The 23,612-nt window shown below is 70.3% G+C and carries 21 protein-coding genes; 2 read left to right on the top strand and 19 right to left on the bottom strand.

The window, feature by feature from the left end; all coding sequences use genetic code 11:
• Positions 1–28: 28 nt before the first annotated feature.
• The 5 genes from IH25_RS0131270 to IH25_RS0131245 all read right to left on the bottom strand — a co-directional run bounded on the left by IH25_RS0131270 (position 29) and on the right by IH25_RS0131245 (position 7,678).
• On the bottom strand, positions 29–2,797 hold the full coding sequence (locus tag IH25_RS0131270) for a hypothetical protein (RefSeq protein ID WP_030618332.1): 2,769 nt from the start codon (positions 2,795–2,797) through the stop codon (positions 29–31).
• Between the two features lie 345 nt (positions 2,798–3,142).
• On the bottom strand, positions 3,143–5,833 hold the full coding sequence (locus IH25_RS0131260; RefSeq protein ID WP_030618326.1) for an ATP-binding protein: 2,691 nt from the start codon (positions 5,831–5,833) through the stop codon (positions 3,143–3,145).
• On the bottom strand, positions 5,830–6,411 hold the full coding sequence (locus IH25_RS0131255) for a hypothetical protein (protein ID WP_030618322.1): 582 nt from the start codon (positions 6,409–6,411) through the stop codon (positions 5,830–5,832). The genes IH25_RS0131260 and IH25_RS0131255 overlap by 4 nt, the downstream gene beginning before the upstream one ends.
• Positions 6,408–6,749 carry a hypothetical protein gene (locus tag IH25_RS0131250; protein ID WP_030618319.1) on the bottom strand — a complete coding sequence of 114 codons (342 nt, stop codon included), beginning with the start codon at positions 6,747–6,749 and terminating at the stop codon, positions 6,408–6,410. Before IH25_RS0131250 ends, IH25_RS0131255 begins: the two co-directional genes overlap by 4 nt.
• Positions 6,746–7,678: a conjugal transfer protein gene (locus tag IH25_RS0131245; protein WP_030618317.1), complete on the bottom strand. Its 933-nt coding sequence runs from the start codon at positions 7,676–7,678 to the stop codon at positions 6,746–6,748. The genes IH25_RS0131250 and IH25_RS0131245 overlap by 4 nt, the downstream gene beginning before the upstream one ends.
• Before the next feature lie 753 nt (positions 7,679–8,431).
• On the opposite strand from IH25_RS0131245, the gene IH25_RS0131240 reads away from it, so the two are divergent.
• Both IH25_RS0131240 and IH25_RS0131235 read left to right on the top strand, forming a co-directional pair.
• Entirely contained in the window at positions 8,432–9,874 is a 1,443-nt protein-coding gene (locus tag IH25_RS0131240) for a hypothetical protein (protein WP_030618313.1), read from the top strand.
• Positions 9,875–10,200: 326 nt separating this feature from the next.
• Positions 10,201–10,428: a DUF6207 family protein gene (locus IH25_RS0131235; RefSeq protein WP_342447388.1), complete on the top strand. Its 228-nt coding sequence runs from the start codon at positions 10,201–10,203 to the stop codon at positions 10,426–10,428.
• 252 nt (positions 10,429–10,680) lie between these two features.
• Here the strand turns inward: IH25_RS0131235 and IH25_RS0131230 are convergent, their stop codons facing one another.
• From IH25_RS0131230 to IH25_RS0131165, 14 genes are all read right to left on the bottom strand, one after another.
• Positions 10,681–11,439: an adenine nucleotide alpha hydrolase family protein gene (locus tag IH25_RS0131230; protein WP_051754266.1), complete on the bottom strand. Its 759-nt coding sequence runs from the start codon at positions 11,437–11,439 to the stop codon at positions 10,681–10,683.
• A 126-nt stretch (positions 11,440–11,565) separates the two neighbouring features.
• Positions 11,566–12,273: a DNA cytosine methyltransferase gene (locus tag IH25_RS0131225; RefSeq protein ID WP_078844515.1), complete on the bottom strand. Its 708-nt coding sequence runs from the start codon at positions 12,271–12,273 to the stop codon at positions 11,566–11,568.
• 61 nt (positions 12,274–12,334) lie between these two features.
• Positions 12,335–12,604: a hypothetical protein gene (locus IH25_RS0131220; RefSeq protein WP_030618299.1), complete on the bottom strand. Its 270-nt coding sequence runs from the start codon at positions 12,602–12,604 to the stop codon at positions 12,335–12,337.
• A 6-nt stretch (positions 12,605–12,610) separates the two neighbouring features.
• Complete coding sequence (locus tag IH25_RS0131215) at positions 12,611–13,213, bottom strand: hypothetical protein (RefSeq protein ID WP_030618296.1); 603 nt, start codon at positions 13,211–13,213, stop codon at positions 12,611–12,613.
• Between the two features lie 229 nt (positions 13,214–13,442).
• The gene (locus IH25_RS0131210; protein WP_030618292.1) at positions 13,443–13,697 is read right to left on the bottom strand and encodes a hypothetical protein; all 255 of its coding nucleotides are present in this window, start codon (positions 13,695–13,697) and stop codon (positions 13,443–13,445) included.
• Between the two features lie 32 nt (positions 13,698–13,729).
• On the bottom strand, positions 13,730–14,659 hold the full coding sequence (locus IH25_RS0131205; protein ID WP_030618289.1) for a hypothetical protein: 930 nt from the start codon (positions 14,657–14,659) through the stop codon (positions 13,730–13,732).
• Positions 14,660–15,348: 689 nt separating this feature from the next.
• A complete protein-coding gene (locus tag IH25_RS43310) occupies positions 15,349–15,414 on the bottom strand; it encodes a hypothetical protein (protein ID WP_457852789.1) in 66 nt (21 codons plus the stop codon).
• A 225-nt stretch (positions 15,415–15,639) separates the two neighbouring features.
• Positions 15,640–17,100 carry a hypothetical protein gene (locus IH25_RS0131195; protein WP_030618286.1) on the bottom strand — a complete coding sequence of 487 codons (1,461 nt, stop codon included), beginning with the start codon at positions 17,098–17,100 and terminating at the stop codon, positions 15,640–15,642.
• Positions 17,101–17,145: 45 nt separating this feature from the next.
• Positions 17,146–17,769 (bottom strand): hypothetical protein, encoded by a 624-nt coding sequence (locus tag IH25_RS0131190; protein ID WP_030618284.1) that lies wholly within the window; start codon positions 17,767–17,769, stop codon positions 17,146–17,148.
• 78 nt (positions 17,770–17,847) lie between these two features.
• Positions 17,848–19,398 carry a ParB/RepB/Spo0J family partition protein gene (locus tag IH25_RS0131185; protein WP_078844514.1) on the bottom strand — a complete coding sequence of 517 codons (1,551 nt, stop codon included), beginning with the start codon at positions 19,396–19,398 and terminating at the stop codon, positions 17,848–17,850.
• Positions 19,399–19,858: 460 nt separating this feature from the next.
• Positions 19,859–21,064 carry a DUF6573 family protein gene (locus tag IH25_RS41985; RefSeq protein ID WP_209445398.1) on the bottom strand — a complete coding sequence of 402 codons (1,206 nt, stop codon included), beginning with the start codon at positions 21,062–21,064 and terminating at the stop codon, positions 19,859–19,861.
• A 121-nt stretch (positions 21,065–21,185) separates the two neighbouring features.
• On the bottom strand, positions 21,186–21,830 hold the full coding sequence (locus tag IH25_RS38725) for a hypothetical protein (protein ID WP_051754262.1): 645 nt from the start codon (positions 21,828–21,830) through the stop codon (positions 21,186–21,188).
• 118 nt (positions 21,831–21,948) lie between these two features.
• Complete coding sequence (locus tag IH25_RS41980; protein ID WP_157847045.1) at positions 21,949–22,233, bottom strand: hypothetical protein; 285 nt, start codon at positions 22,231–22,233, stop codon at positions 21,949–21,951.
• Between the two features lie 70 nt (positions 22,234–22,303).
• Positions 22,304–22,867 (bottom strand): hypothetical protein, encoded by a 564-nt coding sequence (locus IH25_RS0131165; protein WP_030618272.1) that lies wholly within the window; start codon positions 22,865–22,867, stop codon positions 22,304–22,306.
• Positions 22,868–23,612 lie beyond the last annotated feature (745 nt).

The following is a 23,612-nucleotide window of genomic DNA, read 5'->3' as shown; positions in this document are numbered from 1 at the left end:
CACCGCCTCACGCGGCGTCCCAGCGGTCTCATCCGTCCTCACCGCCTTCGTCCTGCCGCCGGGCCCGCTGCCGGCGCAGACGCTCGGCCTCGGGCGCGGTCCTGCGCATCAGGTCCTGCATTCGGGCCCGCGCCTCGTCACGGGCTCGGTTGTGGGCGCTCCCGACTCCGGGGAGAACCGGCCCACCGAGATCGGCACCCGGCCGCGGTGCCGGGCCTGGCGTTGCCGACGGACCGCCCGCCCCAGCGGTCGGCCGCGCCGAGCCGGAGGCCGGCCGCTCCGCAGGACGACCGGACGGCGCAGGCCGCGCAGGCGTTGCCGGGCGGGGCGTAGCAGCCGCTGAGGCTGCGGTCGGCAGGCGGCGACTGACAAACGGACCGGGTCCGCCGCGGTCGTCGGAGTACTCCCGCATGACGCGAGAGACGTGCCGTCCCGTGTCGCCCCAGGCACGGCCGTCCTCGCGCACGGTGTTGCCCCACACTCGCACCTGTTGGCGAGCGTCCTGGGAATAGCGCGAGCCCCCCGACCGCGCGCGGCGGACGTTCGCCGGCAGGCCGACCGTCGCCCCGTATGCGGCCCGGCCGCCGCGGTGCAGGATCCGGTACCCGCGGAAGCGGACCAGCCGGTTGTGGGCCCGGGTCGACAGCAGCGTGCGGTCGCTGTTCTGGTCGTGCAGCACCTGACCGGTGTTGCGGTCGACGACCTGGCCCTGCTCGTTGCGGTACCGGTCAGGCGGCCCAGAGGGCCGACGCGGACCTGTGCCGCCGCCTGAGCCACCGTCCCCGCCCGATGCCCCGCCCGCATCCGGGTCGCCATCGGCGGTGGGCTTGCGCCACTTGGCCAACTGCTCCTTGTCCGGGCGGCGACCGATCAGCAGCCAGTGCGTGCCCCTGGCGCCGAGCCGTGCGCCCAGCCCGCCCACGGCTGCGGCAGCGGTGAGAGGAGCCAGACCACGGCTGGCTTCGGCGGTGGCATCGGCGAGGATCCCACCGGTGTCCACGGGCATGCCAGCGCCGTCGAACGAGGAGGTGAGCGCGCCCAACAGCCGCTGGCGAGTGCCGAGCATCCCGAACCGGCCGCCACCTCCGCCAGTGAACGCACGCAGACCTCCGCCGTAGCCACCCATCGCGACGGGGGAGTTCATGGCGAGTGCAGCGCCGAGCTCGGAGGTGTCGCCCGGCATATGGGTGCCGCCGACCTTGGCGTACCGCATGCGCATGGCCATCCGCCGGCCGAAGGAGGTGATGCCGGTCAAGAGCCTGCGGTGCCCGGCCGCGCCGGCGATCGCGAGGACGTCGAGGAGCAGGATCCGTTCCACCATCAGGTCGGGCCCGTTGGTGATGGTGGAGTCCACGGCGATTCCGAAAAACGGGATGAACGCGCAGATCCCGACCACAGCCAGAACGGCGATGCCCCACAGGGACAGCCACTTCCACACGCTCTGCCGCGCTGGCCCGGGCAGCATGCCCGCGACGAGGGTGACACCGCCGGCGGCCGCCGCCGCCGCGCAGACGCCCTGGGTACCGAGCAGGACGATAGCGCTGGAAAGCAGCATGCCGCAGATGAACGCGGCGGCGATCAGCAGCAGCAGGGCTCCTCCGAACCGCCACCAGGTGGGCTTCTCGGCATACGAGGCGCACGCCTTGCCTACGGGGCCAGCTCGTTTCATGTCCGAGAGGAAGGCGGCGAACCTACGGTCCTCGTCGCTGACGATGGCATTGGAGGTGTCCAGCAGCTGACCGCCCGGGGTCAGGGACGGCAGTGTGTCGCTTCCGGGCACGCTGGAGTTGTCGCGTTCGCAGTACTTCTTGGCCTCGCCACGGACGAGACTGCACGCGTCCTTCCTTTCTCTCCGCTCCTCGCAGTACTTCCGGGAGGGCGGTGCGAGCACGTCGCACGCGCTGTCGCCGTCTGCGCCCTCGGCCGGCATGTAGCCGCCGCTGATCCACTTCAGATGGACGGCGTAGGCCTTGCGATCAGAAGACCTGGCCGGATCGAGGATGCGGCCGTATTCCAACAGCATGTACGGCTTGACGATCAGGGCGTTGGTGATCGCGTCCTGGATCGGGCGAGCAACCTCCTGGGCCGAGACGGGACCTTGCTCTAGCCGCTGAAGGCACTTGGACTCGGCGTTGCCGGCCAGATCTTCGCAGGGACGCTTGCCCGCGATCTTTCCGCCCCAGTCGTAGGAGTTGACCGACTGCTGCGCGACCTCGGCGGCCACCTGCTGGCTCTGTCCGAGCGGTCCGTCCTGGGCGAGCAGGTAGTCCGGGCGGACGAACATAGAAGCAGCGAATGCCGCGATCAGCAGGGTCAGGAAGATCTCGCCCAGACCGCGGCCCACCCGGCCGCGCACGATCATGAAGCCGGCGAACACGAAAGCCCAGGACAGAAGGAGACCCTTCAGCCCCAGCGTGTCGACGACCACGCTGTTGTAGGTGTCAGCGGCCTTCTGCGCCGGGCGGGCCAAGATCTTCAACAGCGGGAAGCGGAAGGCCAGCTCGATGGTCCACCCGGCCAGCCCGACCAGCAGCCGGATCAGCGTGAACAGACCTGACAGAGCGAAGGCCAGCGCCTGTGACCTGAAGGCGATGATGGAGCCGCCCTCGGCATTCAGCTCGTAACCGTTGATCGGCGCTCCCTCGGACGAGGTGATGTTCAACGGAGCGAGCAGGCCCCCCGTCTCGCTGTCGCTGCTGGCCGCGTACACGACCTGGGTGTTCACGATGAGGAACACGCCGGTGAGCAGCACGGCAAAGCCGGCCGAACGCAGGGGTGCGCGGTCTGGACGCAACACTTCAGGGCCGCCTTTGCCCAGCGGTGGACCGCAGCCGCCACACCACCAGAGCAGCCACACCGGCACCGGCAGCAGCCAGCCTCCACACTCCACCGCTCCCGTGCTGCCTGGGGGCCGCGGTGCCCCGCTCGCAGTACGCCTTGGCCTGTCCGATGATCCAAGCGCAGGGGTCTTGGTGCATCGTGTGAGTGTCGGAGGCGAATACCTGTCCGATGTGTGGCCACCACGTGTCTGGTCCGCCCGCCCCAAGGGCGAGGAAGACCGCGCCGGCGGCAACGGCGATCACCAGGAGGACGCTGGCGGTTGCGGCGACGCTTCGCAAGCGGATCCAGGAAGCTGCGGTCATCAGGCGTGCTCCTTCGGATGTGCCTCCGCGGCTTCGCGGGTGAGCGGTTGAGGAAGGGAGGCCGAGGCGGTGCCCAGGCGGCGTCCTGGGGTGGTGGTGATGGAGGTGGTGATCCGCGGGATGCGGGGGATGGAGACCTTGATGCGGCCGGTGTTCTGCCGCGGGCAGGTCAGCAGGAACTCGCCCTCGCGGCCCTTGTGACCGACCGGGGACAGGCCGGTGGTCACCAGCCGCACCAGCTCGTCGTCGTTCGGGTCGAGCCCGATGAACTCCAGTCCGCGGCGAGCGCGTTCGCGGTCGGCGGTGCGGGCAAGTGCCCGGTAGGCCATCAGCCCGCGGTCCGGGCCGAGTTCGTGGGAGTCGTGGGAGCTGGCGATGAGGCCGGCGCCGTGCTTGCGGCCGTCGTGGAGAATCTCATGGACGAGGGCGGTGCCTTCGGCGGAGCTGGTGAGCCAGTACAGCTCGTCCAGGACCACCGCGGTGAACCGCTCGGGGTCCTCGAACGCGGTTTGCCGGGCGATCGCGGCGATCAGGTAGAGCACCGCGCGGCCGATCAGCGCCTCCAGCGGCTGCTGGTGCAGTACCTCGGGCTTGTCGAACGCGGCCTTGGGCGGGAGCTTCAGACCAGCCGTGGTGATCACGATCATGTCGGAGGCGCTAGAGGCGTCCAGCCGCACCGGCGGCAGGCCCGGGTCGAAGACCATTCGGGCTAGGGAATTCGTGGCGACGACGCGGACGAGGCCAGCGAGGGTGGCGGCCGCGTCCTGCCGTTTACCCGTCTCACGCGTGGCCATCGCCTCAAGGACCTCCAGAACGCGGTACATGGAGGGGGCGTCGCTGAGGGCGGCCTGCTCGACAGCGTGGTGGAGGACTTCACCACTGGTACTCATCGGGCCGATGCCGAGCTGCAGGGTGAGGTACGACAGGGCGTAGTGGCGGCCCTCGGGGCCGGCGAACATCCGCAGGGGGTCGATGGACACCTCGGCCTGGGCGGCGTCGATAATCTGGACACGGCCTTTGGCGGCGGAGCGGGCGAAGGCGGCCCACTCGCGTACAGGGGTGCGGTCGATGCAGATCGCGCAGCCGCCGCGCGCCCATACCGCCTCCGCGATCAGCTTCTGCAGCACGCTCTTGCCTGCGCCGAGGTCCCCGACGATCCCCATGGATGCCGAGGCGTCGACCTTGGGGGCATCTGCCACGTTGATCATGACGGGGCGGGTGGCGCCGCAGTCCAGGTCGATGCCGAGGAACATTCCGTTCGGGTCGCCGACCTCGGCCGCGGTGAAGGCCCCGGACAGAGCCCAGTCCTCGCTGACCTGGTGCTGGGTGAACTCGCGTGCGATGCCGGGCCGTGCTGTGCCGGGCAGGCCCAGGGCGAACAGGGCCTCTTGCAGGCCGACCGGGCGCACCGCGCGGTAGTCGGCACCCGCCAGCAGCGCGGCCAGGGCCCGCGCCCTCGCATCGCAGACGGCGGCGGTCGGCCCCCACACCGTCAGCACGGTCACCGACTGGACCTCGACCTCCACGGATGTGCGGGACAGGCGGGCATCCAGCTCGCCTAGGTCCCGGGCGGCCTCGGTGAGCGACGCCGGCATGCCGGTCGGGTGGGCGTCGTACTGGTCGGCCTGGTCGATCAGTTCGTTTTTTTTGCGCCGTACCTGGTCGCGGGCCTTCTCCGCAGGCACGAGGGTGAGGTCGACGGTGTAGTCCACCGGAAAGTCGAGCGTCTCCAGCTGGGCGAACAGATCAGCGGCGTCCTGGCTGACGGCAGGCGGGCACTCGGCCAGCGCCAGCTGTGCCTGGTAGCCCACCCCGGCGTCGGACTCGACCTGCAGCCAGCGCCGGCCGAGCGGCGAGGCGGTGTGCAGTCGCCACCATGCCTTGCGGCCCGACCGCGTGATCTGGCCAGCGCTCTTGAGCTTGTCGACGTCGTCGAGCTCGGGGTCGATGCCGCCCTCTTGCAGGCGGACCTGGCCGAGGTCGGCGTAGCTGGGGGAGCACAACACGTCGTTTCGGATCTGCCCGCTATACAGCTCACTGGTCTCGGCCTCGGTCAGCAGTGGCTCGGCCAGGCCGCGGTGGAGGGCGTGCTGGATTATCCACACGATCTCCGCCGGGCGGGCGGGCCTGAAGGCGATTCCGCCGGCGAGTGCGGCCTCCACTCGGGAGGCCTGCTCGCGGTAGGCGGTCACCTCGCGCCCTGCCACCGGTGCCGGGCGCATGCCCAGCATCGGTGCGATCTCGGCCCACGCCGCACCGAGTGAGGCCGACACCTGCAGGCCGCCTGATTCGGTCTGGAGAGGAAGGGCCAGCCAGAGGGTGCGGCGGTGCATCTCCTGGTCGTCCAGCAGATCCAGGGTGGCCTCGACGTTCTCCACCCACGGGTGCCGGCCCGCACAGGGTGCCTGTTCGGCCGGCTCGATGCCCTCGATCATCTTGAGGGCGATCTCCCCCGGGTCGACCTGCGCGCACAGACCGAACAGCCGCGGTGCCCCGGACAGCGACCGCACCAGATGCGTGATCCTGGCGAGCTGTTCGTCACGGACCGCCGCCGGCACGTACGTGCCTTGGACGGTCTCCTCACGCTGTCCCTGCGCGTCAGGTCCGGGGTGCAACCGGTAAACGGCCCACACGCTGCCGTGCGTCGACCACACGAGGTGCCCGGCGATGTGACGGATCGGAACCCTCATCGCGCACCCCCGTGCGGGGCGAGTGCGAGCAACTGCTGCACACCCGACACCGGGCCCGCGGCCACCGCAGGAACAAGCGACTGCGCGCGGCGGGGCAGGGGCGAGGGACCTGTGGCTTGGCCCGGGTGCTGTGCCCGGGCTGAAGACCGCCGATTCGGACGAAAGGGCGCGCCGTGCACAGTGGGGTCAAGCACGGGCGCGTCCTCGATGGTGAAGCCGCCGAGCAACGGGTGGGCAGCGCGATCGCAGGCAGCCCGCCCGCCAATCCGCCCTCCCCGGGGCTGCAAGCCCAGCAGCACCCAGCCCAATGCGGCCTGCATCGGCGCGCGACCACGGATCTTCGGCCGGCGCACCGCCCAGATGGCCAGCACCCACGCGACGATGGGCAGCGGGAACATCCACGACCACCAGCTGACGGTCTTGACCAGAAGGAAGCCGCCACCGACGGCGAGAGCGATCTGCGCGGGGGTGTAGGGGCCGAGGGGGATCTTCCAGTCGGCTACCTTGCCCAGCACCCACGGGTGACGGCGGGCGGAGGTATAGAAGCGGCCCATCCGCGCCGCGGCTGCCGCGCTCACAGCCACTCTCTGACGCCCGGGGAGTGGTTACGGGAGGAGGGGAGTTCGGACTGAAGGACGCCGGGAACCGCGGGTGCGCCCTTGGCCGGGTTCTTCACCTCGTCCACGAACATGTTCGCGAGGCTGTTGCGCGAGTCGTACAGCCCGAGCGCAATGATCATCAGCAGCAAGGCGCCGATGCCGGCCTTGAGGCTGAACTTCTGAACCATGATCACGACGACGAGGCAGATCAGGCCCGCCTGCAGTCCCTTGGTCGCCCAGTCCTTGAACATGTTGATCCACGAGGTACCGAGGTCATCCAGCTGCCCGGCGAGCAGGAAGCTGTGCACCGTGTTCACCGCGCACCCCCGTCCCGGGCAGTCCCGGTCTGAAGCGCCGCGACCTCCCACCGGCCAGAGCGGGCCTTGAGCGTGACCTCATAGGCCAGCGGCCACCGGCCGGCGGCGTCCCGGGCCTCCACCGACACCAGGACATGCACCGGCGTGCCGTCGGCTGACACCTCCTCGGCGGCCGCGGCCTCCTCGACGGCTGACACCTGCTGGACGGCGACCGCCTTGTACGGGGCGGGGGAGACGGCGGTGAGCTGCACGCCGGGTGAGAGGTAGCGGTCAACCTCTCCGGCACCAGTCAGGTAGGCGGCGAGGAACTCCCCCATGGCAGAGGACAGGTCCCCCTGGGGAACGGTCTCGCCGTACGGCGACTTCGGCACCGTGGCGCGGACCGGACCCGCTACCTCGCCGGGCGCACCGGTCACCGCGAACGAGGCACCCGGCCCGTCGGCCACCACCGGTACGGCGTAATACCGCACCGAGCCGTCGGCGTACTGAGCAGCCACTGTCACCGACCACGCATTGCCACCGCGCTGCGCAGTGCGCACCGCCGTCACGGACTGCGGTGCCGGGAGCGCATCGGACGCGGGCTCGGGCAGGCTGACGTCGGGCGCCATCGAGTGCGCAAGCTGCGCCTGCGCGCTCGTCTCATCGTCGGCGCTGCTGCGCAACCAGGCGCCGAGGAACAGCTGCGCATAGCCGCCAGGGTCGGCGGTGGCCGCGGCCGTGCGCACCGCGGTGGGCTTGTTCGGGGTGGCCGCCTGGACCGTGGTCGGGGTGGAGGCGACGGCGACGCACAGGGCGATGGGGCCGGTCGCGATGGCGGCCAACACAGCTAGCCGCGACAGACGTACCCGGCGCCGCATCGACTCCAGTCGGGCGCCCGCCGCCATCGCAGCAGCAGCCTCGCTCACCGAGGCTTGCTTGCCAGGGGACATGGTCAAACTCCCAGGTCAGAGACGAATGTTGCTGACCTTGAGAAAACCCGCCGACCCCGACCCGACCACCGACCACCAGACCCCGACCAAGGTCACGATGGTGACACGAAGTCCATGGTCGGGGTCATGGTCGGCCCTGACCACAGGTCCGGAACCGGCCGGCCGCGAGCGGACGGCGGGGCATCGGGCCTCGTCCAGGGTCGCCGGACCAGGCGAGCGTCTGGGCGACCACGTGACGTTCGTCCACCGGGCTGCCCGCGATGCGCGGGACGCTGTGCGCGCGGCCCGCGAACACGTTCCTGGGACGTGATCGCCAGTCCGCTCATGATGAGCAAGCAGGGAGCACACGAGAAGTTCGCCACGCACGTGGAGGCGGACACAGAGGAGACGCTCTCGCCAACGGCCTCTGCCTGAGCTTCTGACCCGGGTAACGCGTGCTGATGCCCCGGCGCTCCGCGACGGCGGGGCCGGGGCATCAGCAGCCCAGGGGAAGCCCTGCACCCTCAGCGAGGGCGCGCAGCAAAGGGGCCTGGTCGGCCCGACCACGCGTCCGACCACGGCAGCTAGACGCCCGTTGCCGGATCGTGACCGATGGTCGGGTCTCATGGCCGTCAGCCTGGTCAGGGCCGGCGCGTGAGCTCTCCGCATGGAGCACACGTACGTCCGCGCCCTCAGGCCAGCGGCCCGCCCCATCTCGGCGGCCCGGGTGCGCCGCCTCGGCCCCCACGTGCGGCCCCGTTCGGGAGCACGGCGGTGAGCCGCCTTGGGGCAGAGGTCCGCCGAGGCGTCATGGCGGGTGATCAGTTCACCCAGATTGCCAATGGCCTGTTCCGGGACAGCCGGTTGTCCTACAAGGCGAAGGGCATTTTCGGGTACGTCAGCACGCACCGGGACGGCTGGCAGGTCACCGTCGCCGACCTGGCCGCCCTGGGCCCGGATGGGCGCGAGGCGGTCCGCGCCGGCCTGAAAGAACTGGAGCGGTACGGCTACCTCGTCCGTGAACGCCTGCGCCGCCCAAACGGGACATTCGGCGAGGTCGTCTACTCGATCACCGACCGTCCCGCCGCCACCCTCGACGTCGCCCTGCTGCATGCCGCCTCCACCGCCGCGATCGCAGACGAACACGATGCCGGCTTCGCGGCGGGCATCCGGCGCGGGGTGATGGCGGGTGATCAGTTCACCCAGATCGCCAATGGCCTGTTCCGGGACAGCCGGTTGTCCTACAAGGCGAAGGGAATCTTCGGGTACGTCAGCACGCACCGGGACGGCTGGCAGATCACCATCGCCGACCTGGTACGCCGCGGCCGCGAAGGCGTCGACGCGGTCACCACGGGGCTCAAGCAGCTGGAACGGCACGGCTTCCTCTACCGCACCCGCGAGCGGAAACCCGACGGCACGCTCGGCCAAGCGCTGTACTTCATCACCGATCTGCCAGCATCGCAAAACCCCAGCTCGCAACAAGAGTCGGGTTTTCCAGGATTGGCTGAGTCTACGTTGGCTGATCCGGGCACTAAGAACACCAACAGAAAGAAGACCAAGAAGCAGAAGACCAGACCCCTCCGTCCGTGTAGCCGCAGCGGCGCCGCGCAGGAACCCGGACGGAGATACCAGTCGGCAACGCCGAAGCTTCCGCCGGCGCCGCCCGCTGCGGATGAGATGCACCCGGGCATCCGGCTGCTGCTCGACCTCGGAGCGGCCCGCCCCGAGCTGTTGCTGACCGGGCAGGCGCTGACCGATCAAGGCCGCGTCGTGACCGTGATGCTGGAAGCCGGCTGGAGCCGTGATCAGTTGCTGCACGTCATCGCCGACCGGCCCTTGCCCCACCCGGTGCGCACCACGGTTGGCGCGATCATCGCCGCCCGCCTCCGTGCCGCTCAGGCCTACCCGCCGCCTGCCATCGCGGCCGGTCACCACGACGTACCCTCCTGGGACGCTCCACCGCCGCGGCGGTCCGCCGAATCCGCCGCCACGCGCACGGTGAGCGAAGCCCTCACCTACCGGGCCCTCGTCGAATGCGCCGGCTGCGGTGTTCCCGGGACCGCTCCCGGCGAGGATCTCTGCCCGGCCTGCCTCGGCTGGCCGCTGTGCCGCACCTGTCCAGGCCCCACCCCCCGGCGCGCCCACCCCGACGGCGGCGGCCGCTGCACCAGGTGCGCATCCACCCTGACCGACCAATCAGAAGGAAGCAGCTCGTGACCAACACCCTCCGCATCCCGCCCACCGCGCATCGCGAGCGTCCCTCCCCCCGAGAACCCGGGTGCTGGGAGAAGGAACGCTCCCGTGCCCTGCATGTCGGCCACATCTGCGACCACACCTTCACGACCACCCGGCCCGCGGCCGGACCGGGGCTCTGCCGAACTGGCCGGCGCCCCGCCGCCGCAGGGCCTGCTGCCCGGCACCACCGCGCGAGCGCACAACCAGACCGGCGCCGGTGTCGCCCGGCCCACCGAGCTGAGACAGGCCCAGCCGCACCCGCCTGGGTGAATCCGTCGTGCCAGCGAAACCCTCGTGGGGATCGCGACGTGGTGCTGTACGTGAACCCGATCAACGAGACGCATGTGAGGGAGCCGGGGCTCGTCGTGGTCGACGTCGCGGCCGCCGACGAGGCAACCGCCCTCGCTTTCCAGCAGATGCTTGCCGGCCGGTGGGCGACAGCGACAGCGGAGCACACCACTCGAGACCCGGGACAACCCGGCGTCCGGCTGCGCTGCTACCTCGACCTGCGCCAGGAACTTCCCGCCCATAGCTGAGACAACGCATACCGAGGACCCGGTCGTGGGTCAGGAAGTGGCTGATCTCGGTTCGAGGGTTACCGGAGGCCGGGATGACTGCCGCGCAGCCACTGCCGCACCCGGATGGCCAGTCCCATGACGACAGCGGTGGCCAAGCCGCCTAGGAACTCCGGACGCGGCCGCAGCAGCGCGCTGCCGGTACCGGGTTGCCAACCCGTTTGAACTCTCGTCTCACGCGTCCTCCTGTGGCCACCGATTACTGGACTCTGCCTACCGTTCGCGTAGCAGGCTCAGCGGGAGGGGCCGGCTCTCGCCGCCTCGACGGTCGCGCAGGATGCTGACGTCGCCGAGAAGCTTCCGCAGCGCCTTCTCCTGCTCCTGGGCGTAGGCGTACCGTTCGGGCAGGACCTTCAGAAGGTGCTGCCACTGGCGCTGGCCCGCGCGCACGCACGTGCCTCCACAGTTGTTGTGGGCGAAGCCTAATTCGTACATACGGGGCGGTGTGACGCCCAGGGCCCGCGCCTCGTCCAGGAGCTGCTCCTTGGTCCGAGCAGACTCCCACTTCCCGCACAGCGGGAAGCGCGTGACCCAGGGTTTCCAGTTGCGCGCGATCGCCGGGATCCGGGCCCGGTCGCGCGGCGTGTTCTCGATCCCGACATACACCAGCGTGTCGGCGGGGTCGGCGTGCTCGTCCATCCACTCCCGGCACGGCACCTGCTTGAGCAGACGTGTGCAGGGCGCCAGCCGGTCGTTGCCGAGGAAGCGGACGTCGCGGAATACCTCCCAGGGGGTGCGCCCGTCGGCGACCTTCGTCAGCGGAACGCCGAGAAGCCGGCTGGTGTCGTCGGCAAACCTCCACAGGTCGTCGTCCTCGATGCCTGTGTCGGCGATCAGAACGGTGAGGTTGCGGGTGCCGTACTTCCGGGCGACACGGACGGCGACTGCGAAGGACCCGATGCCGCCGCTGAACTGGACGACGTGCCGCCGGACGGTGAGGGACCGACGGACCCGGTTGGCCTTCTGGGACATGGGCGGGGGCTCTCTCTCATCAGGTGAGTCGGTGGGAGCCGTCGTTCAGCCGTTGCCGCGCCTGAACGCCGAGGTTGAGCGGCGGTCCGGACCCCGAGGGCCGGGCCGCCGCAGTCGGGGAACGGGTCAGGCAGCCAGGGCCAGACTCGGCAGCAACCGTTCGCCCAGCCAGCGCGCGGCGTTGACGCTGACCGCGTTGCCGATCTGCAAGATGGCCTCGGTCTGGTTGCCGAGGATGATGTAGTCGGCGGGGAAGCGCTGGACCTGCTTGAGCTCGGGCACCGACAACATGTGCAGGGTGCAGTCGTCCACGCCGCCCAGCCAGCAGTCGAACAGCTCCCAGTCGGTGGCGAACTCGGCCACGTTCTCGACCAGGACGGCGGCGGGCTGGTGCAGCTCGGTGACCGCCAGCACGTCCAGCGCGGAAGCCCTTGTCTGCACAAAGGTCGCCGCCTTGGCGCCTTCGTCCTTACCGGTCAGGCTCAGCCGTTGCTGGCCGCGGTAACGCTTCCTGCCGCCGGCCTTGCTGGCCTCCGTGCACAGGATGGACGCCCAGTACACCTGGGCGCACGGGAGGTTGCGCTTGTCGTAGGTGTGGATGTCCTCGCACTGGTGCTCGGCGTGCGGGTGGTTGGCACGGTGAGTCGAGACCGCGACCGGGTCGTGGTTGATGCCCAGGAGCAGGCGATAGCCCGCCTTCTCCAGACCGCGGCTGCTGCCGCCGCAGCCGCTGAAGAGATCAACGAAGGGGATGAGCCCCAGAGCGGCCTTGAGACGGGTCAGCTCGTCCGGCGGGAGAACCGGTGCGTAGCGCAGCACTGCTGCCTCCTTCACGAGTCGGGTCGGTGAGGCCGTCGGCCGGGCGTTGCCGCGCCCGGCCGACGGAAGGAATGGATCAGGAGCCCTGGGCGGGTCCGCGGGCGGCCGGCCGTTGGGGTTCGTCCGTGAGGACGGGCCGGCCGCCGTGCGCGCGGGAGCAGTCGAGGACGGAGGCCGTCAGGGCTGCGGTGTCCGCGGCACAGGCCGGGCCCTGGCGCGCGGAGCGGTAGACCTCGGCGAAGACGCCGTTGAAGTCGTGCCCCACGGCGAGCCAGCCGCCACAGCCGCCGACTGTGGGCGGGGAGCCGGGCTCATGCCCGCCGGCGGGCGTGCGGCGGAAGGTCATCTGCGATCAGTCGGCCAGGGGGACACGTCGGCACGCTCCCGCGTTGCCGGGCACGGGGACCCAGTGCAGGCCCGCCGTCTCCAGCTGGCCCGTGAGCGAGGCCGCGTCATCGTCGGGCAGGTCGGCGAGCTGCAGCTCACGCGTGTAGAGGGTGAGCGTGATGTTGAGGATCCGCAGCGTGGAGACGTCGACCCGAACCGCCTGGGCGCCTTCCTGATTCCTGACGGTCCGCTCGTAGAAACAGCGGACATCGTCGCTGGCAGGCAGAACGGCCGGGCCGAACCCCGTCAGGGAGCCGTCCTCGAGCGCGCGGACGAATTGGAAGAACCGCTTTACCTCCTGTGCGCCGGCGGGGAGATCCGGCAGCGGCGTCGGTTCGCCCGGGCCAGGCAGGTCCTCGAAAGGGATGACGGTGCGGGTCTGGAGGAGGGTGTGCTCGGTCAGTTCGACGCGGGCCGTCGACTGCTTCACGGACCAGTAGGCGTGCTGGTGGCGAGCGGCCGAGGCCGAGTGCAGGCCGGTCGTCCGGCGCACGGACCCGTACGTGTCGCAGACCGCCACCGTCCAGTAGACGGTGCGCTGTTCGGGGCTGAGGGGAAGTGTGATCACGTCTGCTCCTGAGTGGGCTGGTGACTGTTCCAGGTTGCCGCCTGAAACTAAAATCAATTTTACACCCTCATTGGGATGCTGCAACCCCCTTGATGCAAGGGGGTTGCAGGTCAGGCGGCTGCCCAGGCGTGGTGCCGCTCGTCCGAGTCGTTCGGCGGCGCGACCCGGCTGTCGGAACCGGGCGCAGACTTCCCGGGCGGCGGCCGCGGTTCACGGCACGGTCCGTCGGCTACAGCGCGGGCGTGGCGGCGTCGTCGACGCCCAGGAGGAGCACGTGGTGCCCGACGGTTTCCACGGTGCCGGCGGTGACCTTTTCGACGTCGAGGCGCAGACGGATGCGTCCGGCGCCTTCGCCGTTGGCCGTAAGGTCGTGTTCCAGCTCGTCGTCGAGGCGGTCCAGGGCGGCCTCGGCTGCAGCGTAGTCGGCCAGACCGCGAACCAGGAGTCGGCGCGTGACGGTATCGCGGAGCTGATAGCTGGGCATCGGGAGGCGCCCTTCTGCTGGCGGGCGGCGGGTCAGGTGGTGGGGTCGGCGAGTTCGCGTGCCGCGTTCACCGCACGCGACCAGACGTCGGGGCTGCCTCCGTGTTCGCGAGCGAGAGAGGCGGCAAGACCTCGGACGTCGCCGCGCTCGCGCAGGGCGGACAGGGCGATGGCCGCCCGCCGGTCGGCTTCCGAGCGGCGCGTCGCGACCGCGTGGTGGCGTTTGAGGGCGTTGCGGACGGCGTACTCCCAGGACCTCTGCGGCCCCCCGTACTGCGCGCTGAGCTCTGCGGCCAGTCCCGGGTGGTAGCCGTCGTGGTCGATCGCCTCGGTGGCGTACTGCTCGGCGAGCTGCGTGGCGGTCAGCGGCTCACCGCCGGCGCGGGCGCTCAGCTCGGCCGCGAGGGCCTCCTCGAGCGCGGAGGGGCGGCCGACGGGCGCGTTCGGCTGCGGCCCGGGACGGCGGCCGGCCTTGCCGAGCTTGTCCCCGGTGCGCTTGCGGTCGAAGTCCTGCAGGTCGCCGACGCGGAAGCCGGGGATCATACGGCCAGTGGGGCCCTGGACCGGCTCGTCGACGGGCTCCGGGAAGTATCCGGGGTTCGCCTGACGGTACTTGCGGATCACCGAAGGCCCGCTGAACTTGAGCAGTTCGGCGGCCTTGTTGATGGAGACGATCGTCTCGGGGGCGAGCTCATACAGCTCGGGATCGGCCTTGAGGACCTTGCTCGCCTTCTCCTGCTGGAACCAGGTGTAGAAGTCGCGGAACCGCTGCTCGTCGTAGAAGTCGGTCCCGTCGATGCGCTGCTTCTCGGGGTGGCGGTGCTCCTCGGGCTGCTCGAGGCGAAGCTTGTACCAGCGGGCCGCGGTGCCGGCGCTGGCGCCGGTGAACTCGCGGATCCAGTCACGGTTGACCACGGGGCGGTCGCCGATGACGCGACGCTGCGGGTTCAGGGCCTTGGACATTGCATTCTCCGGTTCGGGCCGCGGCCCTATACTGAGGGCCTGCTCCTCTTGTTCTCCCGGTGCGCCGGGGGCGAGTCGAGTTGGTGATGGTGGTCGGCGGGACGCTCGGCCGGGGTTGCCGCTCTGGGTCGACACCCCCGTGAGGGGGTGCCTTCCGCCGCCCACCGCTTTTGCTGCTTATTCCGCGTAATCAATATGGCGCTCTTGTTGGGTGGGTGTCAATCTCGACGGCACCCACGCCGTGTCACGACCGGTCGTGGCGGTGTGCCGCCCACTCCCGTTCGAACTGCGGTACCTGCTTGTCGCGAACATGGAACGGGGCGGTGACCATCAGTTCCTCCACAGTCGGCAGCTCCGGTCCGCGCCGTTGGACCCACGCCCGTAGCGCTCGTCGACCTCGACGGGAACACCGTGCCGCTCCGAGACGCTGCGCAACGCACGTGGACCAGGCCGTTGGGCATCTCGCGGACACGGTAGCGGACGGGGTCGAAACCCCCTTCGCTGGTCGGCCTCCAGCTGTGCCGGCGGTTCTTCCACCGCTGGCAGACGGCGCCGAGATCGAGCGGCGGTTGTTCGTACACGGACATCACAAGGGTCCTCTCGGGCGGTGAGTTGGTGAGCTGTGCCGGACCTGGGTTGCCGCCCCGGACCGGCACGGTCAGCGATAGGTCAGGCCGTGGTGGGGAGGATCAGCTGGCGGGGGGGGCGCGCAGAACGTCCAGGACGCGTTCGCGCCAGCGCATCGCCCAGTGCACGCAGTTGGAGCAGCTCTTGTGCGACTACCTCGCCTCCGTCCGGGCCGTACGTCCGAAGAGGTCGTACGGGGCTGACGGACGCGCGGTCGGATCGGTGAAGTGCACGGGGAGCCTCCTTGGGGCTGTAGTCGGTTGGTGAGCGGCCGGTCCCGGGTTGCCGCCTCGGACCGGACGCGGGGCGGAATGAAAAGCGCTGGCGGTGCCGTCACCTGGCCGGCGCCTGCGTCAGGTGTCCGCGCTGGGCGGGGCGCCGCGCTGCCATGGGCCGAGGACGGCCCACGGCTCGCTCATCCCACGTCGGCGTTCGCGGCGCGCGGCCAACAGCAGATCGAGGATCCGCCGGCCCTTGACCTCCGCCTGGTGGCGCAGGGCTGCGGACAACTGGGCGGGGAGCATCACCCGCTTCGCTCGCAGATCGATCACCAGCGTGACGGTGCGCACCAGGGTGCAAGCATTCTCCCGGCCGGCGTACAGGCGCAGCCGCGCCTCGACCCGGTGGTCGACGGGGGAGAGCTGTACGGACTCGTAGAGATCCGCACCCGGGCGGGCATTGTGCGACCGGTGGGCACGACGCGGTCGTTGAGCGGGGCGGTGGGGTCCGTCTCCCGGCGCCTCTCGTACTCGTGGAAGGGATACCAGCCGGGCCCGTAGACGACGGCTTGGCCATCCAAGACGTACGCCCAGTCGCCGAGGTCCAGCTTCACGCCGTACGAGTAGCGCTGGTTCTTCGGGGCGACGTGGAGATACAGGGACGCAACTTCGTGGTATGGGGCCCGGGCCGCAGTGAGCGAGGGCGGGATGGCCGGCGGGGGCGAACGACGTGCGGCTGTTGCCCAACTCATCCGGGCCGTACGCGCCGTCGCTCACCACGGTGCGGACAAGGCGGGGGACGGCGCGGTCGCGCACGGCGACGCGCAGCGCGACTGCCGAGCCCTCCACGGCGAACAACTCCTGGAAGCCCCAGTCCGGCCGGGCCGCGCGCAGATGGTGTTGGACCTCGCGCAGCGCTCGCGCGATACGGCGGCCGAACGGGTCTTCCGGGTCCGGGCAGCGGGTTGCGGGAAGGACCAGGGCGGCGTCCGGGTGCCACTGGTCGGACAGGACCTGCCACGGCCCGGGCTCCAGCAGCACGGCGACCTCGCCGGCGAGCTGCCCCGCCTCGGTCAGCTCGTGCAGGACGGCGGCGGTGAGGCGGGCGGTGGACGGCGCGTCCCACGGGCCGCCCAGGACCAGGCTGAGCCCGCTGCCCGTGCTGCCCAGAGTAACGCTGATCCGCCTGCCCTCCACCCAGGCCTCCGCCTGCCCGAACCGGACGAACAGCCCCGGCTCGTCGAGCCGTTGGAACGGGGCCCCGGTGATGAGCAGACGGGTAACTGCCTGAAGGGGCGGATGGGCGTCACGGGCGTCGGGCAGGGCCGGGGCATAGCGGGTGACCGTGTCCAGGATGCGTGACGTGACGGCGGGTGGGGTGTGCGCGCTGATGCGCGCGGTGCAGATCCGGGCGGGCCCGGTGGGCAACGGCGCGAACAGGACGGCCTCAAGCCGGCCGGGCCACTCGCGCGTGCGCAGGGTCAGCCGGTAGCCGCCGGGCAGGTCGGCGCGGGTGCGGCTCCGGCCGTGCAGCTGGTGTTCGACGAGGGTGTCGGAGATGGCGTAGGTCGGTGAAGCGGGCTCGAACGCGTACATGGCGCAGACCTCGAAGGGGCGGTAGTCGTCGCGGGACTGGGGCGGTCAGCGGGTGATGCGGGCCCGGGCGCGGTCGGCCTGGACGTGGGCGGCATCGGCGTGCGCGGCGGCGCCCACCTTGTCGGCCCACTCGGCGGCACGCTGGGCCAGTCCGGCGAGGCGCACAAGGGCGGCGTCCTGGTGGCGGCGGGCGCGATCCATCAGCGCTGCGCGCTCGGCGCTCAGCTCCTCGGCGGCGTACGCGGCGATCGCTTCCGCCCCGTGGCGACGGGTGACACGTCCGAAGGGGCAGGAACCCTCCTCCTGCTCGATGACCGCGAGGTCTGCGGCAGGCCAGCCGGTCTCCTCGTCACGCGGGCCGAGCTGGATGTCGAGCACGCACACCGCGTCCGGGTCGTGCAGGCCGTCAGTCTGGTAGCGGATGTGCGGCCGGGGCACGGGACCGGCCTGGCGCTCGGTGTGCGTGCGCCACAGTTCGGGGGAGGGATCCTGCTCGTCCTGGCGGAGGCGGTGAAGGTAGGAGACCAGGGCGGGCAGCTGCCAGGCGGGGGATCCGAACGGTACGGCCGGCATGGCGAGCCCGGTCCGGGCGATCAGACCCGTGTGATTGCTGACGGCTGCCTGGGCGACGAACAAAGGGACGCTGAGGCGGAGTTCGGAGCGGAGCATGGTGAGGCCTTCCAGGACGGCACGCAGAGAGGAAGGGGAGAGGGGCCCGGGCCGGTCAGGTCCGGCCCGGGCAGCGGGTCAGGACGCGTCCTCGCTGTCCTCGGCGCTCGCGCCGTCCGGGGTGTCCTCGGAGTCCTCAGCGGCCTGGCCGTGGGCGTCGGAGGCCTCGGGCGCGCCCTCCTGGTAGGGCTTGTCGTCGACGATGGCCTGTTCGACGCTGGAGAGCGGGTAGCCGTTCCCGGCGAGGAAGGACAGCCATGTGCGGGCGTCCTCGCGAATCTCCCGCAGCTCGTACACCGTCGAGCGGGCGGCGGAGTCGGTGCGCCAGGTCCGCACCTCGCCCAACCGCTTCTCGAACGTCGCGGCCAGCACCGCGAAGTTCAGCAGCGTGAGCTTGGCCGGGGTCGCCGACTTGGCGCGCTCGGCCGGGTTGTCGTATCCGGTCAGTTCCTTGACCAGGTCCCGGCGCCCCGCGTCGCCCACCCACTGAGCCACCGGCTTGGGGCAGGATAGGAGCTGCTCGGTGACGAATACGGCGAGCGGCTTCGGCGCGGTCTTGCGGCCGATCAGGTCCTTCAGCCACCCCTGCCGGGCCTTCTCGGCGGCGCGGTAGGCCTTGTTGCCCGCCTTCACGTACTCGCGGGACGGCTCGGAAGGCTTGCTCTCACGAGTCGCCTGCGGCTGCTCCTGGACCTGGTCGCCGTCGGAGACGTCCTCCTGGGGCGGGCGGTGGCCGAACCGGTCCGGGGCGGTGCAGAAGTACTCGACCTCGCCCGGCTCGCGGGGGTTCTCGGCCCAGGTCGCCACGTGGCCGGGGCACCCGGCGTGTGCCTCGCTGCTCAAGGGCTCGCCGTCCGGGCCGGCAAGCTCGCTGAGCGGTTCGGCGGTCTGCGGAAGGTCGCCGTCCTCAGCCAGCCGTACCCCCGCCTCTTCCAGCTGCGGGCGGATCTGCTCACGAGCGCGCCGCTCGGCGCGGTCGTCGCGCTCCCACTGCACCTGGAACTCGAAGCGGTTCTTGGCGTAGGCCTCCAGCAGCCGCTCTACGGCGGCCGGTTCGTCATCGAACTCGCCCAGCACAGCGAGCACTTCGAGATCGAGGTCGTATGCACCGGCGTCTGCGAGCATGGAACGGGTCCGCTCGCCCACTGCCATGGCGGTCCTGACGGCGCGGGAGACCTCGGTGCGGGACCGGCCGGTGAGCTGGGCGACCCGCGCCTGCTTCATGCCCGCGTCTACCGCGCCGAACAGGGCGTCGGCCTGCTCCAGCTCCGTCAGGCCTTGGCGGTACTCGTCGTCGTTCTCGATGAGCTGGTCGATGAAGTCCTCACCCGCTTCACGCAGGGAGGGATCGAGCACGTACGCGGGAACCTCGATCGCGTCCTGCTCTTTCTTGGTCTGCTTGGTGGCCCGGGCGGCGTGGTAGCGCCGGTGGCCCATTTTGAGCTCGTAGGTGTCCTCGCCGAGCGGGAGGACCACAACGGGGACCTTTACGCCGTTGGCCGCGACGGACTTGAGGAACCTCTTCGTCAGGTTGAGGTTCCGGCGGACGTTGTTCTCGCTGACCCAGATCTGGCCGAGACGCAGGTTGACCCGCTGCACCAGTGCCGTTGTTGTTGCGGTGTCGCTCATGGATTGCTCCTCGTGTGGTCGGGTTGGTGGCGAGCAAGTTGCCGCTTGCTCTTAAGAATCAATAATACGCTGTAACGGGTTGGGGACAAGTGCCTTTACCCCTGGTGGGTGATGGTGTGGTGCTGGCGGACCGCTTCCGCGATGGCTTGGGTAAGCGCATCGATCCCCTCGGGCGTGTACGCCCGGCGCTGGCCGTCCAGTCGCCGCCGAGAATCTCGGCGACGCGAGCGGCCATGTCCGCGGGGTGGGCATGGGCGTAAGTCCGTTCGGGCAGGGGCCCCGGAGCGTTGGGCCCCGGGCCGGCTGCGATGATCGAGCGGTTCAGCGCAGGCCGCAGCCTCGCCGACCCCGGACAGGGCCGTCCACGGCGGCGACCAGAAACCCCGACCATGGGTCACACGTCGGTTACACCGTGACCCGAGGGACGGGGCGGTGCCGGTGCCCCTCGGGCGGCGGGACGTTAGTCCTCGTCGGGCTGCATGATGGTGATCACGGGCTCGCCTTGGTCGCCGGGCCCGATCACGCAGACGAGCTGGGCCGGCCGGGCCTGCGTGGTGCGGCCGTCGCGCGGAACTCGCCGCAGGTCGACGGTGACCCGGTCTCCGCCCCCGCCGCTGCGCCGGATCGCGTGGCGGGTCACGGTCAGCACGTCCCACAAGCGGCCGCGCTCGTCCTGCGGTGTTTGCCGCTCGCTGTCGCCGTCGTTCCAGGCCACGCAGCCCTCCCACACGGCGCTGGTGAGAGCGACCGGAACGCGGAAGCCGGCCTCCCGGGCCAGATCGGCGTCGGCAGCCACCAGGACTCCGTCCGCCAGCGCCTGGGCGCGGGAGTAGACGTGGATGATCTCGCCCGGGTCGGCCAGGGGGACGGACCGCATGGTGTCGTCGCTGACACTGGGGTCGTCCATCACGGCGACGTCGTACAACACCGAGTCGGTGCGCGACAGCATGTCATCCTCGCGCGCCGCGCGCCGGGACGCGCGCCGCTGCGAGCCGGCGCGCGGGTTCGTGGCGTCCTCCTCGGCCATCGCGGTGTGCACTGTGAGCATCGTTGCCAGGCCGTTCGCCCTCTGGGCGTTCCCGGCGGCCTGGGCCTGGGCGTGCTCGTCCCGGATCTGCTCGTGGCTGTAGCCCGGGGGGAGCTTGACGCGCACCTTCTTGATCCACGGACGCAGCATGACGGGTACTTCGCCTGCCGGTGTGGCAGCGATGGAATCCGAGACGACCTCGGCCGTGACGGGCTGCGCGTCCCGCTTGCCGTACACCGACGGGGACAGGTCCGGGGCGGTCGGCTGGGTGCGGGCGGTGGGCGCCTCGGCGGCCGCCAGGTCCCCCGCGGCGCGCCATGCGATGCCCTCGGCGGCCGTCTGGCCGTAACGGGTCAGGGTGGCGCCGTCCCAGCGGTAGCCCTGGGCGGTGAACCGCCACACGCACCGCAGGTCGGTCTCACCGGCCTTTTGGAGGGCGGTGAGCAGCAGCGCGCAGTGTCCGGGCTGAGGCTCGACGGTGGCAACCCATCCGGCTGCTTCCGCGCGGGCGGTGAGGCGGACCAGGTTGCGGGGCAGGTCGGCGGTCGGGGCGGTGGGCGCCGGCACGTCGGCAGGGTTCGGGGCCGGCTTCTGGGCAGCGGGCCGTGAGCTGGTGGCGGGGTGCGTGGTCGTGGCCATGTCGGGCTCCTGGTCGGGTTGGTGCCGGGTGAGTTGCCGCTCACACCGGGAGGCAGGGCAAGGACGAAACAGAGGGCTCCTGCTCGGGCCGGTCGCCCGACCGGCCCGAGCAGGGAGGTGCTCAGTTGCGGCGGTTCGTGGGCCGGTTGTCCCGGGGCGCGGTGCGGCTGAGGCTCCTCCGGCCGGGCTGGTCCTCGGCCCGAGGACGGGGCACGCGCTCGGCCTGCCGGTACTCGACGCCAGGCTCAGGGGGCATCGGCACACCGGTAACAGGGTCGACGCTGTACGCACGCCGGATGTCGTTCGCGGTGAGCGGCCGTAGCCAGAAGTTGCGGACCGTCCAGCCGCGTACCGATTCCGACCCGTCGGGCGCGAAGGTCCGCACGACCAGTCCGCATGCGGCGGACCTGACCATGCCCGCTGCGAGCACGGTGCACAGCCGCAGGGCTTCGGTTTGGTTGATGATGACGGTGTCTCCGATCACGGTGAGCTGATGTCCTTCGGTGAGCTCGCCGTGCGGGCTGCTGGAGCTGGCCACCATGTGGTGTGTCCCGTCGCCGAGAACGGAGTTCAGCAGCGACAGGTACGCGTCGGCGGCGCGGTCGAGCAACGCGTGCGCGGCTTCGGCGGCGTTGATCACCTCATCCGGCACGTCGTCGCTGACAGGCGCGGGCGTCCACCTCATTGCGTCCATGCCGAGATCCTCGCTCAGGTCCTCGTGCTGCCCTTCAAGGGTCTTCCGGATGTGGTCCTGGTACTCGCTCATGTCCCCTGCCTTGGGTGGTTGAGTTGGCGGCGGGTGAGTTGCCGCTCATCCGCAGAATCAATAATACGCTGTCTGCGGGGGTGATCGTCAAGTCCCAATCACCCCCAGGTGTGGCCAATTACGGTGACTCGACCGGCCGTACTGCCGTACGGAAGAACATGTTCCGGGCCAGACTGAACATGACGCGCTGAGTCTTGCCCGTGTTCTTGTGCTTGCCGAAGATCTCGACGGCGGTCAACTCGTCTTCCTCATAGGTTACTTGCAACACCCGGCCTTCCCACACCTCCGGCCACGGTGCGGGCTGGTGCGCGGTCCTCGGGCGTGCGAGTGCGGCCAGGCTCCGCGTGGGACGGCGTTCGATCCTCACCTGCTGTCCCCGGCTGATCGGTCCTGCAGCGGCCATGCTGTCCCCTTCTTTGGTGACTGTCGCTTGGAAGGGTGAGGCGACTGGTGTCCGCCTCACCCTGGGGCCGTCACCGAGTCCGGCCTGCCTGCTGTTTCTCGGCTGCCATCAACAGCTCGTAGACCCCGTGGCGGATGTGGTCGGCGCGTACGCGCTCGGCCACCTCGTCGGGGGACGGCAGTCCCAACCCCCCGTCAAGGGCCAGCATTTCGTACGCCTCGCGCCACCCGCGCACCTGGCACTCGACGGCGGCGCGGGACGCACACGCAATGGTCAGCCCTCCCACGGTCACGGACAGTGCGCCGATCCCGTCCGGGCTGGCTGCCGCGCTGCGGGCCCGGACCTTGGCGCGCCGGGGCGCGTCTTCCAGAATCACAAACGAATTGATGGAAAATTCTGGTGCGCGTGCTTTTCCTGCGTCGACCTGCTGGGGGAAAATCCTGTCGAGCATTGCGGCTGCTTCGCACCAGCCTTCCCACCAAACGCGCACGGCGGTTGGATGCCGGAATTCGATGACTGCCGTGGGGATCTTGAGAAGGGGAATGAGCGTGATACCGATCTGTGCGTCGGTCTCGTGCTCTCCACCAAGGTGGATCGTGAGGCGGCTTACCGCGTCAACGGTTTCCGTGTCCAAGGAAGCTCCTTTGTTGGTGATTGAGCCTAAGTCAGGTTGCCGCCTGAACTCGAAATCAATAATACCCCTTACAGGGGGGCAGGGACCTGGAACGCGCCGAAACCTGCAACATCTCCTGCGTTAACTCTTGCGGTTACTCCTGCGCCATCTCTTGCACCATCTCTTGCGCACGCCCCTCGGGAAGGGGCCACCTATGCGCAGGTCAATCAGGGTTTTCACGCCTGGTCAGGGGTCCGACATCCCCTCTGCTGCCACTTTTCCGCGCCCGTTGAAGGAGAGTGAGGAATGGGGGCTGGGGTGCGCGGCTGGGCGGCGGCTTCGGGGATCGGGGCCCGGGTGTTCGGGTTGCGCGTCGGCGGGGCCTCCGCGCTCGGGCGCTGGCGCGCCCGAGTCAGGGGGTGTCCCGTGTTTCCGCCAACGATACATACTGCATCACTTGATGCGTGATCGAGCGACTCCCACCCTCGTAGCCAGCCTGGCCCGCAGGTCCTGGAGGCGCAGCCGGAAGGACCGTTGAGACGGGGGAGCGCAGCGGACCCGCCGACCAAGCCGGAGCGAAGCGGCGGCTCGATAGCGGGACGCAGTCCCGCTCGGCCTCGGGAGCGCAGCGGACGGGGCGTCAACTGGCCTGCGCAGCAGGCCAGTTGCGCGGATGGCGCAGCCATCCGCTGGCGCTCACGCGGAGCGTGAGCGCAACACTCGTGCGCAGCACGAGTGTTCGCTTGCTCCGGGCGCAGCCCGGAGG

The sequence above is a fragment of the Streptomyces achromogenes subsp. achromogenes genome, assembly GCF_000720835.1.
In the GTDB taxonomy this organism is placed as follows: Bacteria; Actinomycetota; Actinomycetes; order Streptomycetales; family Streptomycetaceae; genus Streptomyces; species Streptomyces achromogenes.
Note: the sequence above shows the minus strand (reverse complement) of the source record. Positions and strands in the feature narration are given on the sequence as shown.